This is a genomic window from Exiguobacterium aurantiacum (assembly GCF_001766415.1).
GTDB lineage: Bacteria > Bacillota > Bacilli > Exiguobacteriales > Exiguobacteriaceae > Exiguobacterium > Exiguobacterium aurantiacum_A.
The window spans coordinates 521746-538632 of the sequence record NZ_MKXO01000001.1; the positions used below are offsets into that span (position 1 = coordinate 521746).

Sequence of the window (16887 nt, forward strand, 5' to 3'; positions counted from 1 at the left end):
TCCTCTAACTTCTACCCTGAGTATAATAGAAGCCGGCACCGTTTCATGGAATTGACGGAACGATTACAAGATTCTTCACAATTTGCGTCAATTTCGTCAGACGATGTCGTTCCGTAACGTGCCGAGCCCGGAAATCGTCACTTCGACCCGGTCTCCGGACTGGAGGTAGACCGGTGGCTTCATCCCATGTCCGACCCCTGCTGGCGTCCCGGTCGCGATGATGTCACCCGCTTCGAGCGTCATCCCTGCTGAGAGCGTCCGAATCAGTTCATCGATCGGTCGGATCATGTCATCTGTCGATCCGAGCTGACGGTTTTCCCCGTTCACGTCTGTGCGGATTGACAGTGGAAATTCGAGTTCTTCCGGCGTGACGATAAATGGTCCGAACGGACAGAACGTGTCGAACGACTTGCCGCGGAAAAACTGGACGTGCTGCTTTTGCACGTCTCGTGCCGTAATATCGTTAATGATGGCATACCCAAAAATGTGGTCCTCGACGTCTTGAATGTCGCGTCCTGACTTTCCGATGATGACGGCGAGCTCGCCCTCATAGTCAAGTTGGTCGGTAAGCGCTGCATGACGCTCGACGATGGCATCAGGACCGACGACCGAGGTCGGCGCTTTCGTGAAGATGACGAGCTTACCGGCTCCCGCCGTATCCATTTCTTTCACGTGCTCCTCGTAGTTTTTACCGATGCAGATGACATTTTTTAGCGGCCGGTATGGCGCTTGAAGTTTGACGTCTTCGAGCGCTCGTACGCTTGCGACGTCTAGATCGATATCCGGTTTAAATTCGCGAGCAATTACTTCTAACAATGAGTTCGTATGTAGTTGATCACTGACATCGTATACTTGGTCCGCTTCGACCACCCCGACTCTTGTCTCCCCTTCGATTTCATAACTACACCATTTCATAATGATTTCCCCCTTTTTTGTTAGTATACAAAAAATCGGGGCGTTGTCGCCCCGATCACGCTTTGTTCAGAAAAATGATCCGCTGGTTGCTCGACCCCCGGAAACGGAGCGAGCGGTCCATGAGCGGCTGCTCGAAACGCCCGTCGACGAGCACGTCGGCGTGGTCAAGGACGATGTCGATGTCCTCATTTTCTAGCTGTTGTAGCGCTTCGAACGTGTAGCCAGTATAGATCCAGACGTTCTTCCCGAGTGTCTTGCAACCGCGCACGACCTCCGACAGCTCAGCCGGTTGCAGGAATGGTTCACCGCCCGATATGGTCACGCCTTCCCATGCGGCCGTCTCGACACGGTCCAACAACTCTTCGACCGAGATGTCACGACCGCCTCGCGGATTCCACGATTCAGGGTTGTGACAGCCCGGGCAACGATGCGGACAGCCTGCTGTAAAAATCACGGTTCGAATGCCCGGACCATCGACGACCGATTCTTCAAGTACGGATAGGACGCGCATGATGTTTCACCCTCGCTCGTTCTTCTTCTCGTTTCGCCGAGTTCCATCGATCCATCGTCCCGACCAAATAACCGGTGATACGACGGATCCGCTCGATCTGATCTCGTTCCCCACACGTCGGGCACGACTTGTCGATGATTCCTTCTAGACCGCAACTCCCGCAACGATCGACCGGATGATTGATCGAGCCATAGCCGACGTCATGAGCCCGCATGAGCCGCACGATCGATTCAACCGCTTCCGGGTTATGGGCGAGCGAGCCGTCGACCTCGACGTACGTAATATGTCCGGCGTCACATAAGGCGTGATATGGTGCCTCGATTCGAACCTTGTCCCGGATTGAGACGTGTTGATAAACTGGGACGTGGAACGAATTCGTATAAAACGCGCGATCGGTCACACCGGCGATCATCCCGAATTCGTGTTGATCGTTTAACACGAACTTCCCGGACAATCCTTCGGCCGGCGTCGCCAGTAGCGAAAAGTTTAAATCATGATCGTCCCCCGCCTGCCTCATCCGGTTCGCGAGATGGGTCACGATATCAAGCCCGAGACGTTCTGCTTCTCTTGATTCAACGTGCGTCCCGCCAACGAGGACGCGTAGCGCTTCGGCGAGACCGATGAAGCCGAGCGACAACGTCCCTTGTTTTAACACATCTCGTAATTCCGATTCAGGCAAAAGCGTCTCGCTACCCCGCCAGACGTGCTGCGCATAAAGAAAGCGGAATTCGTCCGCATGTCGCTTGCATTGATAGTCGAAGCGCTCGATCAATTGCTCGATGGCGATGTCAACGAATCCATCCAACGTCTTATAAAACGACTCGATATCGGATGACACGAGCGCCATCTTCACTAAATTCAACGTCGAGAACGATAAATTACCTCTTCCGATCGACGTCTCTGCCCCATGACGGTTTCCCATCACCCGCGTCCGGCAGCCCATGTAGGCAACTTCCGAAGCATGTGTCCCGTCATAGTACTGAAGGTTGAACGGCGCATCGACGAACGAGAAGTTCGGGAACAACCGCTTGCCCGTCACGCGGCATGCGTGGCGGAACAAATCGACGTTCGGGTCCCCGTCATTGAAATTGACGCCTTCCTTTACTTTAAAGATTTGAATCGGGAAAATCGGCGTCTCCCCGTTGCCTAATCCTCGCTCTGTCGCTTTTAACAACTCGCGGATAAACACCCGTCCCCACCGACTCGTGTCGGTGCCGTAGTTGATTGACACGAACGGAACTTGACCGCCGCCGCGCGAGTGCATCGAGTTGGCGTTATGGATAAACGCCTCGCACGCCTGGTACGTCGCCGATACGGTTTCTGCTTCAGCAATCTGCTGTTGTTGCTCCACCGTCAGCTCAATCGGTAGTCCGTTCAACCGCTCGAGTTGACGTTCATACGTCTTCTCGACGTAAGGAGCGAGATCGACGTCAAACATCGGGAACGCCTGTCCCCCGTGCTGCATGTTCTGATTCGCTTGAAGAATGATCGAGGCGAGCGCCATCGCCGAACGAATGTCCTGCGGGGGACGAATCGTCCCGTGTCCGGTGTGGAACCCGTTCGCGAGTAACTCTCCGAGCGGGATTTGACAACATGTCGTCGATCCGGTCACATAGTAATCGGCGTCATGCACATACAAGTAGTTATCACGGATCGCTAGACGTGACCGTTCCGACAGTAGGTACGTGGTCGATAATTGTTTTGACACTTCTGAAGATAAGCGCGCTAGTTTGCCGAGTGGCGACTTCCCGTCGACGTTGGCGTTCTCTTGGATCAAATCTTGATCTGGTAGCACACAGACATCGTTATAAAGCTGGAGCATGTTCACTCCGCATCACCTCGCTATATATTGATTATTTAACGGCTGATAACCGATAAAAATTCTATATATAGATTATGTCACGTTTTATCGATTTGAGGCACGTCGATATTGTGACAGTTGCAACCGATCCCGAACGTAAAAAAACAGCCGAATCCCTGATGTGGGCTCGACTGTGCGTTTCGTGATGTATGTCATACTTCTTTGGCTGGCTTGACGATTTTCAGTTCGACTTCTTCTTGCTCTGACTCTTGTGCTTCACGCAATCCTTTAGCGTTCAACCATGTATAGATCGCTCCCATGAATAACGCGCCTCCGATAATGTTTCCGAACGTAGCCGGAATCAAGTTGTGGATGGCTCCAGCAAAGCTGATTGCTTCTGGATGCGGAACAACGAGTGTGAGTGCGAACAAGACGAAGTTGGCGATGACGTGATCAAACCCTGAAGCGAAGAAGACGGCTACTAGGAAGATCATCGAGAAGATTTGGGCAAATTCATTTTTCATCTGTTTCGGCAAGAAGATGGCGAGACAGACCATCCAGTTACAGAAGATGGCTCTAAAAAAGATTTCGACTGTCGTATGATGCATCTTGCTCTCGACGACGGCAAATAACCAGTTGTTCATGCCGAGCTCTTGAATGACTCCAGTCGGCGCGAGCAACAAGGCGAAAAGAATGCCGCCGAGCGCGTTCCCGACGAAGCAAAGCAACCAGACGAGCATCGTATCACTCAGCGTCGTATAGCCACGCATCGTTGAAGTCGTAAAATACATCGTATTCCCGGTAAATAGTTCAGCGCCTCCGTAGATAATCATGACGAGCGCGATCCCGAACGAGAATCCCCCGATGAGCGTCGTAAATGGTGAATCTACAAGATACATGCCGTTGACGACTTTTAATGTGAAGATTGATGCGAACCCGATAAAAATCCCCGCGAGCATTGCCCGTAAAAAATATTCCATCGGCCGATAGTGAATCATCGCTGAGGAAGCCTGTGCTTTCTTCCGTAATGATTCGAGTGCATGGATTTCCATTGATGCCATGTCACAAACCCTTCTTTCTGTTTAAATGAACCATATAATAAGAACAAACATGTGAAATCATTAACAATATAAGCCCGGAGCGACATTTTTGCAACTGCCCATTCGAACTGTTGACATACTTTTCACATCGTAATCGGTTACATTTGTCGGATTTGTGACTAAAAAAAGCGACCCTTCGTAAAGGGCCGCATGAAACCAATTATTCTTTCTCAGAAGACTCTGTCGTCTCATCAGTCGATGCTTTAGTCGATTTTTCTGGAGCTGAAGCTTCTTCACCTTCAGTTTCCTCTTCTTCGACTGCTACCGGCTCGTTCACTGATGCGATTTGAAGATCGCCTTCAGATAAGATTTCGTAATCTTTATTCTCCGGAATATCAGCAACTGTGAGTGAGTCACCGATCTCTAGCTTGCTAACGTCGAGCTCGATCCGCTCTGGGATGTTAGCAGGTGTTGCCGAAACAGTGACTTTATAGAGTGCTTGCGACAAGAAGCCGCCTTCTTTGACACCTTTCGCGTCGCCGACGAGTGTGACGTCTGCTTCAACTTCAGTTGCCTCATCCATTTTGACTGCCATGAACTCGACGTGCTTGTATGTGTTCGTGAACGGGTCAACTTCCGTCCCGTGAACGAGTGTGTTTACTTTCTTGCCGTCGATGTTGAGTTCGATCAAGGCGTTGTCACCGTGTTCCCGGAGAATCTTGCGCAATGCCATTTCTTCAAACGCGACTGGTGTGCTTTCGACTTTGTAGCCGTAAACGACACCAAGTACTTTTCCTTCTTTACGTAAGTTTGTTCGAACCGAACGTGGTCGTAATTCTCGTGTCGTTACTTTAAGCGTGTCTGTCATAATCATTTCCCCCTACTGGTTTATGAATCATGTCTACACCTTGAGGGTGAGGCAGTGTGAACTCCACCTCTCAACCTCGATGCGTTTGACGACATGTGTATATTGTTCCCATAGCTAAGCATCCATAAACGTTACAGTCGGTTAAAATAAGATTACAACGTTTGTCACATGACACGTTTGAACAACTTCTCGAGTTCATACGTACTCCACTTCACTAAAATCGGACGTCCGTGTGGACACGTATACGGAGACGTCGTCTCGCCAAGGTCGCGGATCAACTGTCGCATCATCTCGAGGTTTAACGGATGGTTCGCTTTGATCGATCGTTTGCACGCCATCAGGATCGACGCCTCTTCGCGATATTTAGCGATATCGATTGATCGGTCCCGAATCGCCATCTCGATCAAATCACGGACCGTCCCTTCGAGATCGTGCTGCGGGTACCATGTCGGGATTTCCCGGACGAGAAACGTATTGCCTCCGAACGCCTCTAAATCGAGGCCCGCTTCTTTAAGAAGCGGGACGACTTCTTCGATCGCAAGCGTCTCTTGTTGGGTGAACTCGAGCGTGAGCGGCAACAGCAACAACTGATACTCTTTTTCAGGCTGGCCGAGTTGGTCATAAAACAGCTCGTATTTGATGCGTTCTTGGGCGGCGTGTTGGTCGATGATGTACATGCCATCGTCCGCGCCGCAGACGATGTAACTCGCATGGAGTTGGCCGATGACGTCGAGCGCCGGCAGCCGGCGTTCCGCCTTTTCAACCCCCGGTTCTTCTGGCAGCACTGTTTCGACCGGTGTCTCTTGAACGAGTGGTGTCGGCGACCAGCGACTCGGAGATGTGACCGGCTCGCGTGGGATCGGATAGTTCCATGCGCTCGGCTCAACTGTTGTGTCTGAGCGTTCGACGGTGAAATCAAGCTTCGATTGCTCTGTCGGAACGGACGGCTGTCTTGGTTTGACCGACGGGATCAACCGTTGCTCCCGAAGTGTCAGCTGAACCGTCTCCCGGATCAGTTGACAGAGTTCCTTCTCTTTTGACAGCCGCACTTCCCGCTTCGTCGGATGGACGTTGACATCAATCAGCATCGGGTCCATGTTCACTTCGAGCACAGCGATCGGGTAACGACCAATCGGCAGAAGCGTATGATAGCCTTCGAGCACGCTTTGCGTGAGCGCGAAATTTTTGATGCTCCGCCCGTTCAAGATCAAAGTCACATACTGTTTATTTGAACGCGTCACTTCGGGCCGCACGAGGTGAGCACTCAAGCTGTAGTCATTCGTCTTGCTCGACGCCGTCACGATTTGGGCGGCGACTTGCCGACCGTAGATCGCGAGCATAACTTGCTTGATGTCCCCGTTCCCGTTCGTTCGGAGCAGCTCCTTGTCTTCATGGAAAGCCGTCAATCGAACTTCTGGGTGTGACAAGGCGATCCGGTTCAACGTGTCGGTGATGCTCGCGAGCTCGGTCGCAGACGTTTTCAAGTATTTCAAACGGGCTGGCGTATTATAGAACAATTGACTGACCGTGATCTCTGTCCCGACGTTCGCAGCAGTCGGTGTTTGCTCGATCACGACGCCGCCATGTAGCGTCATCTCAAAGCCGGCCTCATCAGCCCGGCGCGACTTTAACGTGACGTGACTGACCGATGCGATCGAGGCGAGAGCCTCGCCCCGGAATCCGAGCGTCCGGATCCGGAACAAATCATGTTCGTCTCGTATCTTGCTCGTCGCATGTCTTAAAAAAGCACGGGCCGCGTCATCCTCATAAAAGCCGTGGCCGTTATCCCGCACTTTGATGAGCCGGATCCCGGCCTCTTCTAGCTCGACTTCCACTTTCGTCGCGCCGGCATCAATCGCGTTTTCGACGAGTTCTTTCACGACCGATGCCGGTCGTTCGACAACTTCCCCAGCCGCAATCCGGTTGGCTAACTGTTCTGGCAACTCTTGAATGATTCCCATCGACTCACCCTTTCTTCGCAGACTGTTGGAGCGCATAGAGCGCCTGCATCGCCTCGATCGGGTTCATCGCTAAAAGATCGAGCTCGAGCAATTGTTGTTTTAACTCATCTTTTGTCTCGAACAAAGAGAGCTGAGCGGTTTCATCGCTCGACTTCTTCGTTATCGGGTCAGTCGGGGCAGCGACCCGCTCTTTCTCTTGTTCGAGCTCTGTTAAGATCGTCCGGGCTCGTTCGATGAGCGATTGCGGCAAATCGGCCAGTTCCGCGACGTGGATGCCGTAAGACTTGTCGGCCTTGCCTGGATGAACTTCATGCAAGAAGACGACGCGTCCGTCGCGTTCGATGGCGCGGACGTGGACGTTCTCGAGCGTCGGGATCGTCGTTTCGAGGACGGTCAGCTCATGATAATGCGTCGAGAACAGCGTCTTCGCGCCGATTGAGGAGGCGATATATTCGACGATCGCTTGCGCGAGCGCCATCCCATCATACGTCGACGTCCCGCGCCCGATCTCATCAAGCAAAATCAGGCTGTTCGCCGTCGCCTCGGTCACGGCCTGGCGCGTCTCGGTCATTTCGACCATAAACGTGGACTGACCGCTCACGAGGTCGTCCGCTGCCCCGATGCGAGTGAAGATGCGGTCAAACAGCGGCAGTTCGGCCGCCTCGGCTGGGACGAACGATCCGATTTGGTGCATGATCGCGATCAACGCGAACTGGCGCATGTACGTCGATTTACCGGACATGTTCGGTCCGGTGATCAACAGCATCTGACGCGAGTCGTCAAGCGTCAAGTCGTTGGCGACATAGTCACCGCGTGGCAGAACCGTCTCGATGACCGGGTGCCGGCCGCGATCGATTTGAACGTTTGCGGACGCTGTCGGACGCACGTAGTCCCGCTTTTCGGCGACGATCGCCAAAGCGAGCAGGACGTCAAGTTCACTGAGCGACCGTGCGAGCTGTTGCAACCGTTTCGTCTCGAGTTTGACTCGGTCGCGCAGTGTGACGAACAAGTCATACTCGAGCGTGCAGCTCTTCTCTTCCGCACCGAGGATGAGCGCTTCTTTTTCTTTCAGCTCGGGCGTGACGTAGCGTTCGGCGTTCGTCAGCGTCTGTTTCCGCTCGTACCGACCTTCTTCGAGTAAACGGGCGTTCGCTTTCGTCACTTCGAGATAATACCCGAAGACACGGTTGTAGCCGATCTTTAATGACTTGATCCCGGTCGCGATCCGCTCTTGTTGCTCCAGGTTGGCGATCCACGACTTCCCGTTCGCTTTCGCTTCAAGCAACTGATCGAGCTCTTCAGAATAGCCTTTACGAATCATTCCGCCTTCTTTCGTCGAGATCGGTGGAGATTCGACGAGCGCCGCTTCAAGAAGCGCCGCCAAGTCTTCGAACGTGTCCAAGTCCTCATGGATATGATGCAACCGGCTTGATGCGACCGCTTCGAGCATCACGCTCAAAGCCGGGATGCGTGCTAGTGTGTCGCGCAATTGTACGAGATCGCGCGCGTTCGCCGTCCCGTAGCCGACTTTCGCGACGAGCCGCTCGATATCATAAACGTGTTTCAATTCGTCCCGGAGTTGGTCGCGCAGCATGAAATCGTCAAGTAAGTTCTCGACCGCGTCTTGACGCTCATGGATCGCTTGCTCTGTATAGAGCGGTTGTTCGAGCCAACGCTTTAAAAGACGTCCACCCATGGCGGTCGTCGTCTCGTCGAGCAGTGATAAGAGTGAGCCTTTCCGTTCTCCGGACCGGGCCGAGCGGAACAGTTCTAAATTGCGTGCCGTATTCGGGTCGAGCTGCATGTGGGCCTCGACCTCATAGGCGATCGCCGGCTGCAAGTGGTCGAGCGCCCGCTTTTGCGTCCGTGTCAAATAGGCGTACAGCAAATCAAACGCGCTCACTTGGGCGTCGTCTTTCGCCGATGCGGACAGTTCGCTCGACCGGCGTTCGACTTGAATCGACAGCGGGATCCCGAGCGGTTGCAACATGTCCGCGAGCTGATCGTCATCGACTAATATCTCACTCGGGACCAATCCTTCGACTTCACGGAGGACCGCTTCTTTCGTCGGCAACGTCGTCAGCCAAGATTCACCTGTTGTCACGTCACCACGGGCGACCCCGTAGGTTTCACCAACTTTGGCGACTGCGACCAAATAACGGTTGTCTTTGTCTCCGAGCGCGGCCATGTAAGTACCTGGCGTGATGACTTGGATGACTTCCCGCTTCACAAGGCCTTTTGTCGCTTTCGGATCTTCCATCTGCTCGCAGATCGCGACGTTGAATCCTTTTTCGATCAACTGCTCGATGTAGACGGCTGCCGAGTGATGCGGGACTCCACACATCGGGATCGGATGCTCGGCGTTTTTGCCGTTTTTCGCGGTGAGCGTCAATTCGAGTTCTTTCGCCACGATTTGGGCGTCTTCAAAAAAGAGCTCGTAAAAGTCACCGAGCCGGTAAAATACAAAGGCGTCAGGATAATCCGCCTTGATTGAAAAATATTGCTTCATCATCGGTGTCTGATGTATCGCTTCCATTTCGTCTCACCTCTATAAAGTAGAACAGCTGACCAAAGGCCAGCTGTTGTTTTTTAGTATCCGCAACCGCCGCGTGATTTCTCCGCTGCCATGCCGCTTCCTGTTTTACCTGCGAGTACGTCGCCTTCCGTCGCTTCGATGATTCGGTCCGTCACCGAGTTGGCGAGCGTCACCGTCACGTATTGAAGGAGGTCGTTCACTTCGACTTGTGTCTCTTGGAACGCCTGGACGACCGGAATCGAATCGAGTTCGTCCATCGCCTTGTCGATTTTTAGTTCGACTTTGGCAAGCGCTTCGGTCTTGCCGTAATGTTTGCAGTTGACCGCTTCTTTTTGTAAATATTTGATCCGTTTGATCAACGTTTGGACGCGTTCACTTTCGTTCACTTTCGTTTCCGCTTCTTTGAAGCGGGCCACTTCTGGAGTCTTTGCCAAAAGGTCGGCTAATTCTTTCGCTTTTTCAATTACTTGTTGGTCAGTCACCATCGTAAACCCCTTTGCACGCTATAATGTTATCGCACGTTTTCATGTGCGCATGTATTCCTCAACATTCTACCATGAACTTCTGGCGAACGGTACCGCACTGCTTTAGGAAGATTTTGTTCTTTCCCGCGTCATATCAACATGCGGGATACCGTCTTCTAAGTATTCTTCACTCGTTCGCGAAAAGCCGAAACTCGCATAGAACGGTTCGACGTATGTCTGAGCTTGTAAGTAGAGCTCGACGGACCCGAAGTCAATGACAGCTTCTTCCATTAACCTGCGCGAGTACCCTTTGCCTCGATGTGACGCTTTCGTGACGACACGACCGATGGCGATCGGCGTTTCTTCGACGAGAACTCGGAGTGCGGCGACAATCGTCCCGTCTTCTTCGATCCAGTAATGATGCGCCGTGACATCTTTCCCGTCGACTTCCTGATACGGACAATCTTGCTCGACGACGAACACCTCGGTCCGCAGCGCCAACAGATCATACAGTTCTTTCGTCGTCAGCTCATTAAATGTTTTCTTATGCATGACACCGTCTCCTTCATTATAGCTTTGCACCGAGCGCACGTCCGACGTGCAACCCGCTCGTCATTGCCCCGATCGTCCCCGCTCCCGGGAACACCGTATCCCCGCACACGAAAAAGTTCGGTAGCGTCGTCCGATAGCTCGCGGCATGGAACAGAGCCTGACGCGGTGTTTGCGCATAGCCGCCGACAGCACCGTGCGGTCGTCTCGTATATTTCACCCACGCTCCTGGACCCCCGGGAAGGAGGACCGCTGATTCGCCCGTCCAGTCCGGAAACGCCCGCTTCACGGCCGAGATGAGACGCTCGGTCCATATTGCTTCTAGTTTCTCATAGGTGGCCCTGTCTTTCCAATCGTCCCACTCTGATAAATCGATATGCGTCGAGACCGTCACGGTCCGTTCGGGGAGAGACGTCCGTAACACGTCGTCCTCGGCCGACATCGAGATGAAGGCATGGCCGGACGGCAAGTCGTCCGTATACACTTGTTGGAATAAGGGCCGGTCCAGACAGACGCGCTCGGGCAACGTCACGTATAGACTGAACGTGCCCCATTGCGATTGCTTCAACTGACGTCGATATTGCCCGGCAAATCGACGCTCGTCAGCACCGCTCAGCAAGCGATGTGTCGCCTCGAGCGGGATCGCGGCAACGACGACGTCGACGATCTCAAGCCGGCCCCGGCGATCGGTCAATAACCAGCCGTCGGCGACGCGCTCGATTTTCATGATTTGACGACCGAGCAGCGTCGTGCCTCCGCTATGTCGAATCGATCGTTCCAAGGCGTGGGCGAGTGTGTACAATCCACCTTCGACGTAAAATGCCCCTTCATGATAAATCGATAGCGCGACGGTCGCGAGCAAGTGACTCGCCTCGCGTGCTCCCGTCTGCAGACTATCGAGTAAAATTCCGTCGATGAATTGCTCGAACGGTGTCCCGCCCAACCGATGACGTCGCAACGTTTCATGTAGCGGACGATATAGTTTTACGAGTGCCGCTACTTGATTCGGCCGAAATCCGCGAAATGCGGTCAGCGCATCGTCAAGCGTCCGGAGCGGTAAAGCCGGCAACCGTTCGAACAGCGGTCGAATTCTATCAAAATCCGTCCATACTTCTTGAAAGAATGACCGGATATCCGACTGCAGTTCCGGAAACTTCATACTCAGTTCATCGAGAAACGCTTGGCGCGCTTGATAGTAGACGACCGTTCGATCACTCAGATGGACATGCATCACTTCGTCGAGCTTCTCGACTGCGACCGCCTCGTCTAAGTAGTCGAGCACGCGTTGATGGAGTCCGCCTCGTTCGAACCCCATCCCGAGCGTCGCCCCCGCCGGGAAACGGTAGTCCCCGCGGTCAAACTTACCGGCACATCCGCCCCATTCGCGCGATGATTCAAACACGATCACGTCATGTCCCGATCGATTAGCGAGAGCCGCCGTGGTCAACCCGGCAATTCCCCCGCCGATAACCCCAATCTTCATCCCAATCCCCTCCTGAATTCATCATACATCCGGTCGTCCTATTTTTGACGATTGAACGTGCTGCTCGTGACATTTTTCAAGTGTCAGGCAGGGTTCTGACAAATTATGGCGAAAAAACTCGATAAAGGACAGGTGAAGCCATATGCAAAGTCGGGTCATCATTTATTTGCTCATCCCTATCTTGATCTTTATCGGGATTCTCATCACACCGCCATCGGAAGAATCGCAAAAACTCGCGACGATGACGGCCGTCAACATTCAAGAGATGATTCCATATGAACGAGAATACACGGCGCAAGAAGTTTTATTCGAAGCGAATCAAAACGATCATGAGGCCGTGATTGAGGAATGGCGGCTCGAACGTGGGGCCCGAACGACGTACAGTTACGTACTACGGCTACAAGGTTTCGAGACAGTCATCCAAGTTGACGCCGGTGCGGCTAACACCAGGTCTGACGGCTATTACGCGATGCAGGCCCACAGTCCCATTTATGAGGCGGACGAGCCGCTGTCGACCGGCTATCCGCTCGTCCTTTTTGCCTCGGAGCAACGGCTCGTACTGAGTCAGATGGAAGTCCGGGTCATTTACGAAGAAGACGGAGCGTTGAAAAAATGGAACATCACCGCAAAAGAAGACATGAACAAATGAATGAGATTGACGACCTCGTCTGCTTCGTTGACGAGGCGATGTTGCCGTTCGGTGGCAGGTTATTCGCCGGTTTCAGCCGTGGTAAATCAAACGAAAAGTAAGGTGAGACCATGTTCTTTTTACAAATGTCCGGATTTCCGGGCTCAGGCAAATCGACGCTGGCCCGTGCCATCGCGCCTCAGCTCAATGCGGTCATCGTCGACCATGACGTGACGAAGACAGCCTTGCTCGAATCAATGGTGGATCATAAGCTTGACCCGGCACTGGCCGGAAAAGTCGCCTGTGACATCGATTGGGCGCTTGTTGCGTTCAATTTGTCACTAGGCCGGAACGTCATTCTGGACAGCCCTTGCCTGTATGATGTGATGCTTGAACGCGGATTGGCACTCGCCGAAAACCATGGCGCCACTTATCGCTACGTCGAGTGTGTCGTCGACGACGTCGATGAAATCAATCGCCGCCTTTCCGAGCGCGAACGCAAGATTAGTCAAATCGAATCCGTTTCCCCGGACGATTTTCATCGAACTGTCGCAAATCGTAAAAAACCAGACTTTATGCATACGCTTACAATCGATGCAAATCGCCCGATCGAGACCTATTTGACCGACGTCATCAGCTACGTGCAGCAGATTGACGGATGATCCTTGTCATCCAGTTTAAAGCGGACTGGATGATTTTTTTTAGCTTTTCTGTATTTTTATACTTTACAATTAATAATTATACAATTACACTTAGTCTCATATCTTGAAGGAGGAATTCATACATGAAAAAGTGGATCGTTACAGGGGGACTAGTCGCAAGCGCATTATTAGCGGGGTGCAGCCAAGAGACAACGGGAGAAGAAAAAAAGACACTCGTCATGGGAACGAGTGCCGATTACTTCCCATATGAGTTCGTTGATACGGCGAACGGGGATGAGATCGTCGGTTTCGACATCGAGATCGCTGAAACGGTCACAGAGCGTCTCGGCTATGAGTTAAAGATTGAGGACATGGACTTCGGTAGTTTGCTCGGAGCCTTGAACGCCGGACGGATCGACTTTGTCATGGCTGGCATGACGCCGACCGAAGAGCGGAAAGAAAATGCGTCGTTCTCGGACATCTATTTATCGGCAACGAACTTGATCATGACAAAAGATGAATCGCTAAAAGAGATCGAAGCGCTAGCCGGCAAGAAGATCGGCGTCCAGACCGCTTCAATTCAAGAGACTATCGCTCAAGACCAAGCACCTGACGCTGAACTCGTCTCATTGAATAAGATTCCAGAAATCGTTCAAGAGTTGAACACGGGCCGCATCGACGCGATGGTCATCGAAGACACGGTCGCTCAAAAATACTTAGACCAAGACGCAGGTCTTTATACGTTCGCGCTTAAAGAAGACGGCGAAAAAGGATCGGCGGCCGCTTTCAAATTGGAAGACGACTTGCGTGATCAGTTCAACGATGAGCTGAACAAGATGATCGACTCAGGCGAGATCGATAAACTCGCTAAAAAATGGTTCTCGATGGAGCCGACGGAATGAGGCAAGTCGACCTCCCGATCTATCCCGTCACTTATCCGGAAGGACATCGGTTGAATCAAAACGAAAGCCAGTTCCCGGTGCCGAAGCGATTGCATGAACAGCTGGCAACAATCTCGTTCCATGACCTGCATGAGTATCCGGTCCAACCGATCGATGAACTGTTCACCCGCTACGCGGCCTATGCTGGCGTCGAACCGAACCAGTTGCTCGTCGGCTGTGGCAGTGATGAGATGATTCACGTCGTCACGCAGGCGCTCTTGTCACCAGAAGACGTCGTCTTGTCACCGAGTCCTGACTTCGCGCTCTACCCGATCTTCACGACGATCGCACACGGTCGGCATGTTCAGGCGGACGATTTATCGTATGAGGCGCTCGCCCTGGCGATTCAGCAACATGCACCGAAGCTGTTGCTGTTGTCGAACCCGAACAACCCGACCGGTAAGTTGTGGACGGTCGGTGAGTTGACCGAACTGGCAGGCCTCGTCCCTTATTTGATCGTCGATGAGGCGTATATCGATTTCACGCCTGCATCGAGTATCGTCACGCACTTGAATGAACTGACGAACGTGATCGTCTTACGGACGCTATCAAAGGCGTTCGGCTTAGCCAACGTCCGTCTCGGGTTTATGATCACAACGACCGAACTCGCTCAGTATTTCCGGCAGTTCGTCCCCCCGTTCAATATAAGCGGTGTGAGCGCGAAAATTGCCAACGTCTTTTTGGCTGATGCGACCTACTTGGACGAGTCGATCGCTTGGCATCACGACATGCGCGTCAAGTGGTCAGAGTTACTCGGGACGATCGGTCAAGTTCAGCCAGCTGAGGCGAATTTTTTATACGTCACACTCGACCAACCCGAAGCGGTTTGGTCCCACTTAGCCGAGCACGGCATCCATACGTCGCGGCAACCGGACGGGATTCGCGTCACGCTCGGGAACGAGCAAGCACTTGCCCTTGCTCGACAAACATTGATGGCTTGGGCGCACGCATCCGAAACAATTTCATAACTAAAACTAAAAACAGGACCCGGGTCCTGTTTTTAATTTGGGTCAATATTTTTTATGCACGACGCATCATTTGTTGACTTTATAATCATTCCCCATCAAAATTCAATTTGCTGTCTGTATATCTAACTTGAACGATATATTTTCAATATTAGACAAGCTCGTTTCCATTGAAACAGAATTGAGGACATCATATGATTTCACGAAATGAACCGGTCGAATCGAGATGGGGACGCAATCGCATCGGAAATCGTTGGTATTGGACGATTTTGACTCGCTTTTGGTTGGCACACGGTTTTTCATGGCTCTGGTTATTGTTTTCTATCTACATCTCTTTACCTTGGTTGACCGATTTGGCTGCACTGACGAATTGGGTTCTCGCCTTGTTCATCATCGGCGGTATCGCTTACGTTCCGGGCTATTTGATGGCGTTCTTGCTCGCGAGTCTCGTCCTCGATCGGCAGCCGCCGTTCACAAACGAACATCCGGACGAAGCCGTGACGGTCATGATTGCCGCCTACAACGAACAATCATCTATCTACGAGACGATTCGTTACGTGGCACTGCAAGACTACACGGGCCCACTCCAAGTTTTCGTCATTGATAACAACTCAAGCGATGCCACATCATCTGAAGTGATGCGGGCGCAAGAAGATTTCGACTTACAAATCGAGCTATTGCATGAACCGAGAGCCGGCAAGTTCCAAGCGCTCAATTACGGTTTAACGAAAGTGACTACTTCATACATCATCACGCTCGATGCCGATACGTTGATTCATCCGTCCGCGATTCGCTATTTGGTCGCACGGCTCGTGTCGAGTCCAAAAGACGTCTGTGCCGTCGCCGGCAGCATGCTCGTTCGCAATAGCCGCAGTTCGTTTTGGACACGGCTTCAAGAGTGGGATTATTTTCTCGGCATCGCGTCGATCAAGCGGCTTCAAGGACTTTATCAAGGGACGCTCGTCGCTCAAGGTGCGTTCAGTTTGTATGAGACCGACGCCGTCAAGCTAGCCGGCGGGTGGCCCGACGCGATCGGAGAAGACATCGTTCTCACGTGGCGCCTCCTTGAAATGAAGCGTCGCGTCTATTTCGAACCGCTCGCCGTCGCGTTCACGGACGCACCTGAATCGTTCCGCCACTTTGCGCGTCAACGGTCGCGTTGGGCCCGTGGGATGATCGAGGGATTGCAAGAAGTGAAACCGTGGCGTCAGCCCCAGCTTTATACGAAGTACTTGACCGGGGTCAATTTGATCATGCCGTATCTCGATATCGCCTTCACGTTCTTCTGGATCCCAGGTCTCGTTCTCGCTCTGTTCGGTCATTATTGGATCGTTGGACCGATGACGCTCCTCGTCCTGCCATTGACCGTCCTTAGCTATGGACTGCTCTACTTCTACCAACGCGATTACGTTTTCAAAAACTTGAACTTACGGGTCCGCAAAAACTTCTTCGGATTCATCTTTTTTGTTGTGAGCTATCAATTGTTCATGTCCCCGATTTCCGTTTGGGGTTATGCCCAAGAAACGCTCAACGTAAAACGAGTCTGGAAATGAACAATGACCTTTCCGAACGAGTTCGGAAAGG

At 52.5% G+C, this 16887-nt stretch carries 15 protein-coding genes; 5 read left to right on the forward strand and 10 right to left on the reverse strand.

The genetic code is table 11. The annotated features are described in order from the left end of the window. Window positions 1-96: 96 nt before the first annotated feature. The 10 genes from BJU60_RS02680 to BJU60_RS02725 form a co-directional block, all read right to left on the reverse strand. A complete protein-coding gene (locus BJU60_RS02680) occupies window positions 97-915 on the reverse strand; it encodes a fumarylacetoacetate hydrolase family protein (RefSeq protein WP_070327368.1) in 819 nt (272 codons plus the stop codon). Window positions 916-970: 55 nt separating this feature from the next. Next, window positions 971-1426: an anaerobic ribonucleoside-triphosphate reductase activating protein gene (nrdG, locus tag BJU60_RS02685; protein ID WP_070327369.1), complete on the reverse strand. Its 456-nt coding sequence runs from the start codon at window positions 1424-1426 to the stop codon at window positions 971-973. Next, entirely contained in the window at window positions 1404-3248 is a 1845-nt protein-coding gene (locus BJU60_RS02690; RefSeq protein ID WP_070327935.1) for an anaerobic ribonucleoside triphosphate reductase, read from the reverse strand. The genes nrdG and BJU60_RS02690 overlap by 23 nt, the downstream gene beginning before the upstream one ends. A 191-nt stretch (window positions 3249-3439) precedes the next feature. After that, window positions 3440-4279, reverse strand: a complete 840-nt coding sequence (locus BJU60_RS02695; protein WP_070327936.1) for a formate/nitrite transporter family protein — start codon at window positions 4277-4279, stop codon at window positions 3440-3442. A 208-nt stretch (window positions 4280-4487) separates the two neighbouring features. Further along, window positions 4488-5135, reverse strand: coding sequence for a 50S ribosomal protein L25/general stress protein Ctc (locus BJU60_RS02700; protein WP_070327370.1), 648 nt, complete (start codon window positions 5133-5135; stop codon window positions 4488-4490). A gap of 164 nt (window positions 5136-5299) precedes the next feature. Beyond that, window positions 5300-7096 (reverse strand): DNA mismatch repair endonuclease MutL, encoded by a 1797-nt coding sequence (mutL, locus tag BJU60_RS02705; RefSeq protein ID WP_070327371.1) that lies wholly within the window; start codon window positions 7094-7096, stop codon window positions 5300-5302. Between the two features lie 4 nt (window positions 7097-7100). After that, a complete protein-coding gene (gene mutS / locus BJU60_RS02710; RefSeq protein ID WP_070327372.1) occupies window positions 7101-9632 on the reverse strand; it encodes a DNA mismatch repair protein MutS in 2532 nt (843 codons plus the stop codon). A gap of 53 nt (window positions 9633-9685) precedes the next feature. Beyond that, entirely contained in the window at window positions 9686-10117 is a 432-nt protein-coding gene (locus BJU60_RS02715) for a RicAFT regulatory complex protein RicA family protein (RefSeq protein WP_070327373.1), read from the reverse strand. A 102-nt stretch (window positions 10118-10219) separates the two neighbouring features. After that, window positions 10220-10648: a GNAT family N-acetyltransferase gene (locus tag BJU60_RS02720; RefSeq protein ID WP_070327374.1), complete on the reverse strand. Its 429-nt coding sequence runs from the start codon at window positions 10646-10648 to the stop codon at window positions 10220-10222. A 16-nt stretch (window positions 10649-10664) separates the two neighbouring features. Next, the gene (locus BJU60_RS02725) at window positions 10665-12128 is read right to left on the reverse strand and encodes a phytoene desaturase family protein (RefSeq protein WP_070327375.1); all 1464 of its coding nucleotides are present in this window, start codon (window positions 12126-12128) and stop codon (window positions 10665-10667) included. Between the two features lie 142 nt (window positions 12129-12270). Between BJU60_RS02725 and BJU60_RS02730 the strand changes: the two genes are divergently transcribed. The 5 genes from BJU60_RS02730 (at window position 12271) to BJU60_RS02750 (ending at window position 16856) form a co-directional block, all read left to right on the forward strand. Further along, the gene (locus tag BJU60_RS02730) at window positions 12271-12777 is read left to right on the forward strand and encodes a hypothetical protein (RefSeq protein WP_070327376.1); all 507 of its coding nucleotides are present in this window, start codon (window positions 12271-12273) and stop codon (window positions 12775-12777) included. Between the two features lie 125 nt (window positions 12778-12902). Continuing rightward, window positions 12903-13418, forward strand: coding sequence for an AAA family ATPase (locus BJU60_RS02735; protein ID WP_254281627.1), 516 nt, complete (start codon window positions 12903-12905; stop codon window positions 13416-13418). 122 nt (window positions 13419-13540) lie between these two features. Further along, window positions 13541-14299, forward strand: a complete 759-nt coding sequence (locus BJU60_RS02740) for a transporter substrate-binding domain-containing protein (protein WP_070327378.1) — start codon at window positions 13541-13543, stop codon at window positions 14297-14299. After that, window positions 14296-15306, forward strand: a complete 1011-nt coding sequence (locus tag BJU60_RS02745) for a pyridoxal phosphate-dependent aminotransferase (RefSeq protein WP_070327379.1) — start codon at window positions 14296-14298, stop codon at window positions 15304-15306. The genes BJU60_RS02740 and BJU60_RS02745 overlap by 4 nt, the downstream gene beginning before the upstream one ends. 191 nt (window positions 15307-15497) lie before the next feature. Beyond that, complete coding sequence (locus BJU60_RS02750) at window positions 15498-16856, forward strand: glycosyltransferase family 2 protein (protein ID WP_070327380.1); 1359 nt, start codon at window positions 15498-15500, stop codon at window positions 16854-16856. The last annotated feature ends 31 nt before the right edge of the window (window positions 16857-16887 follow it).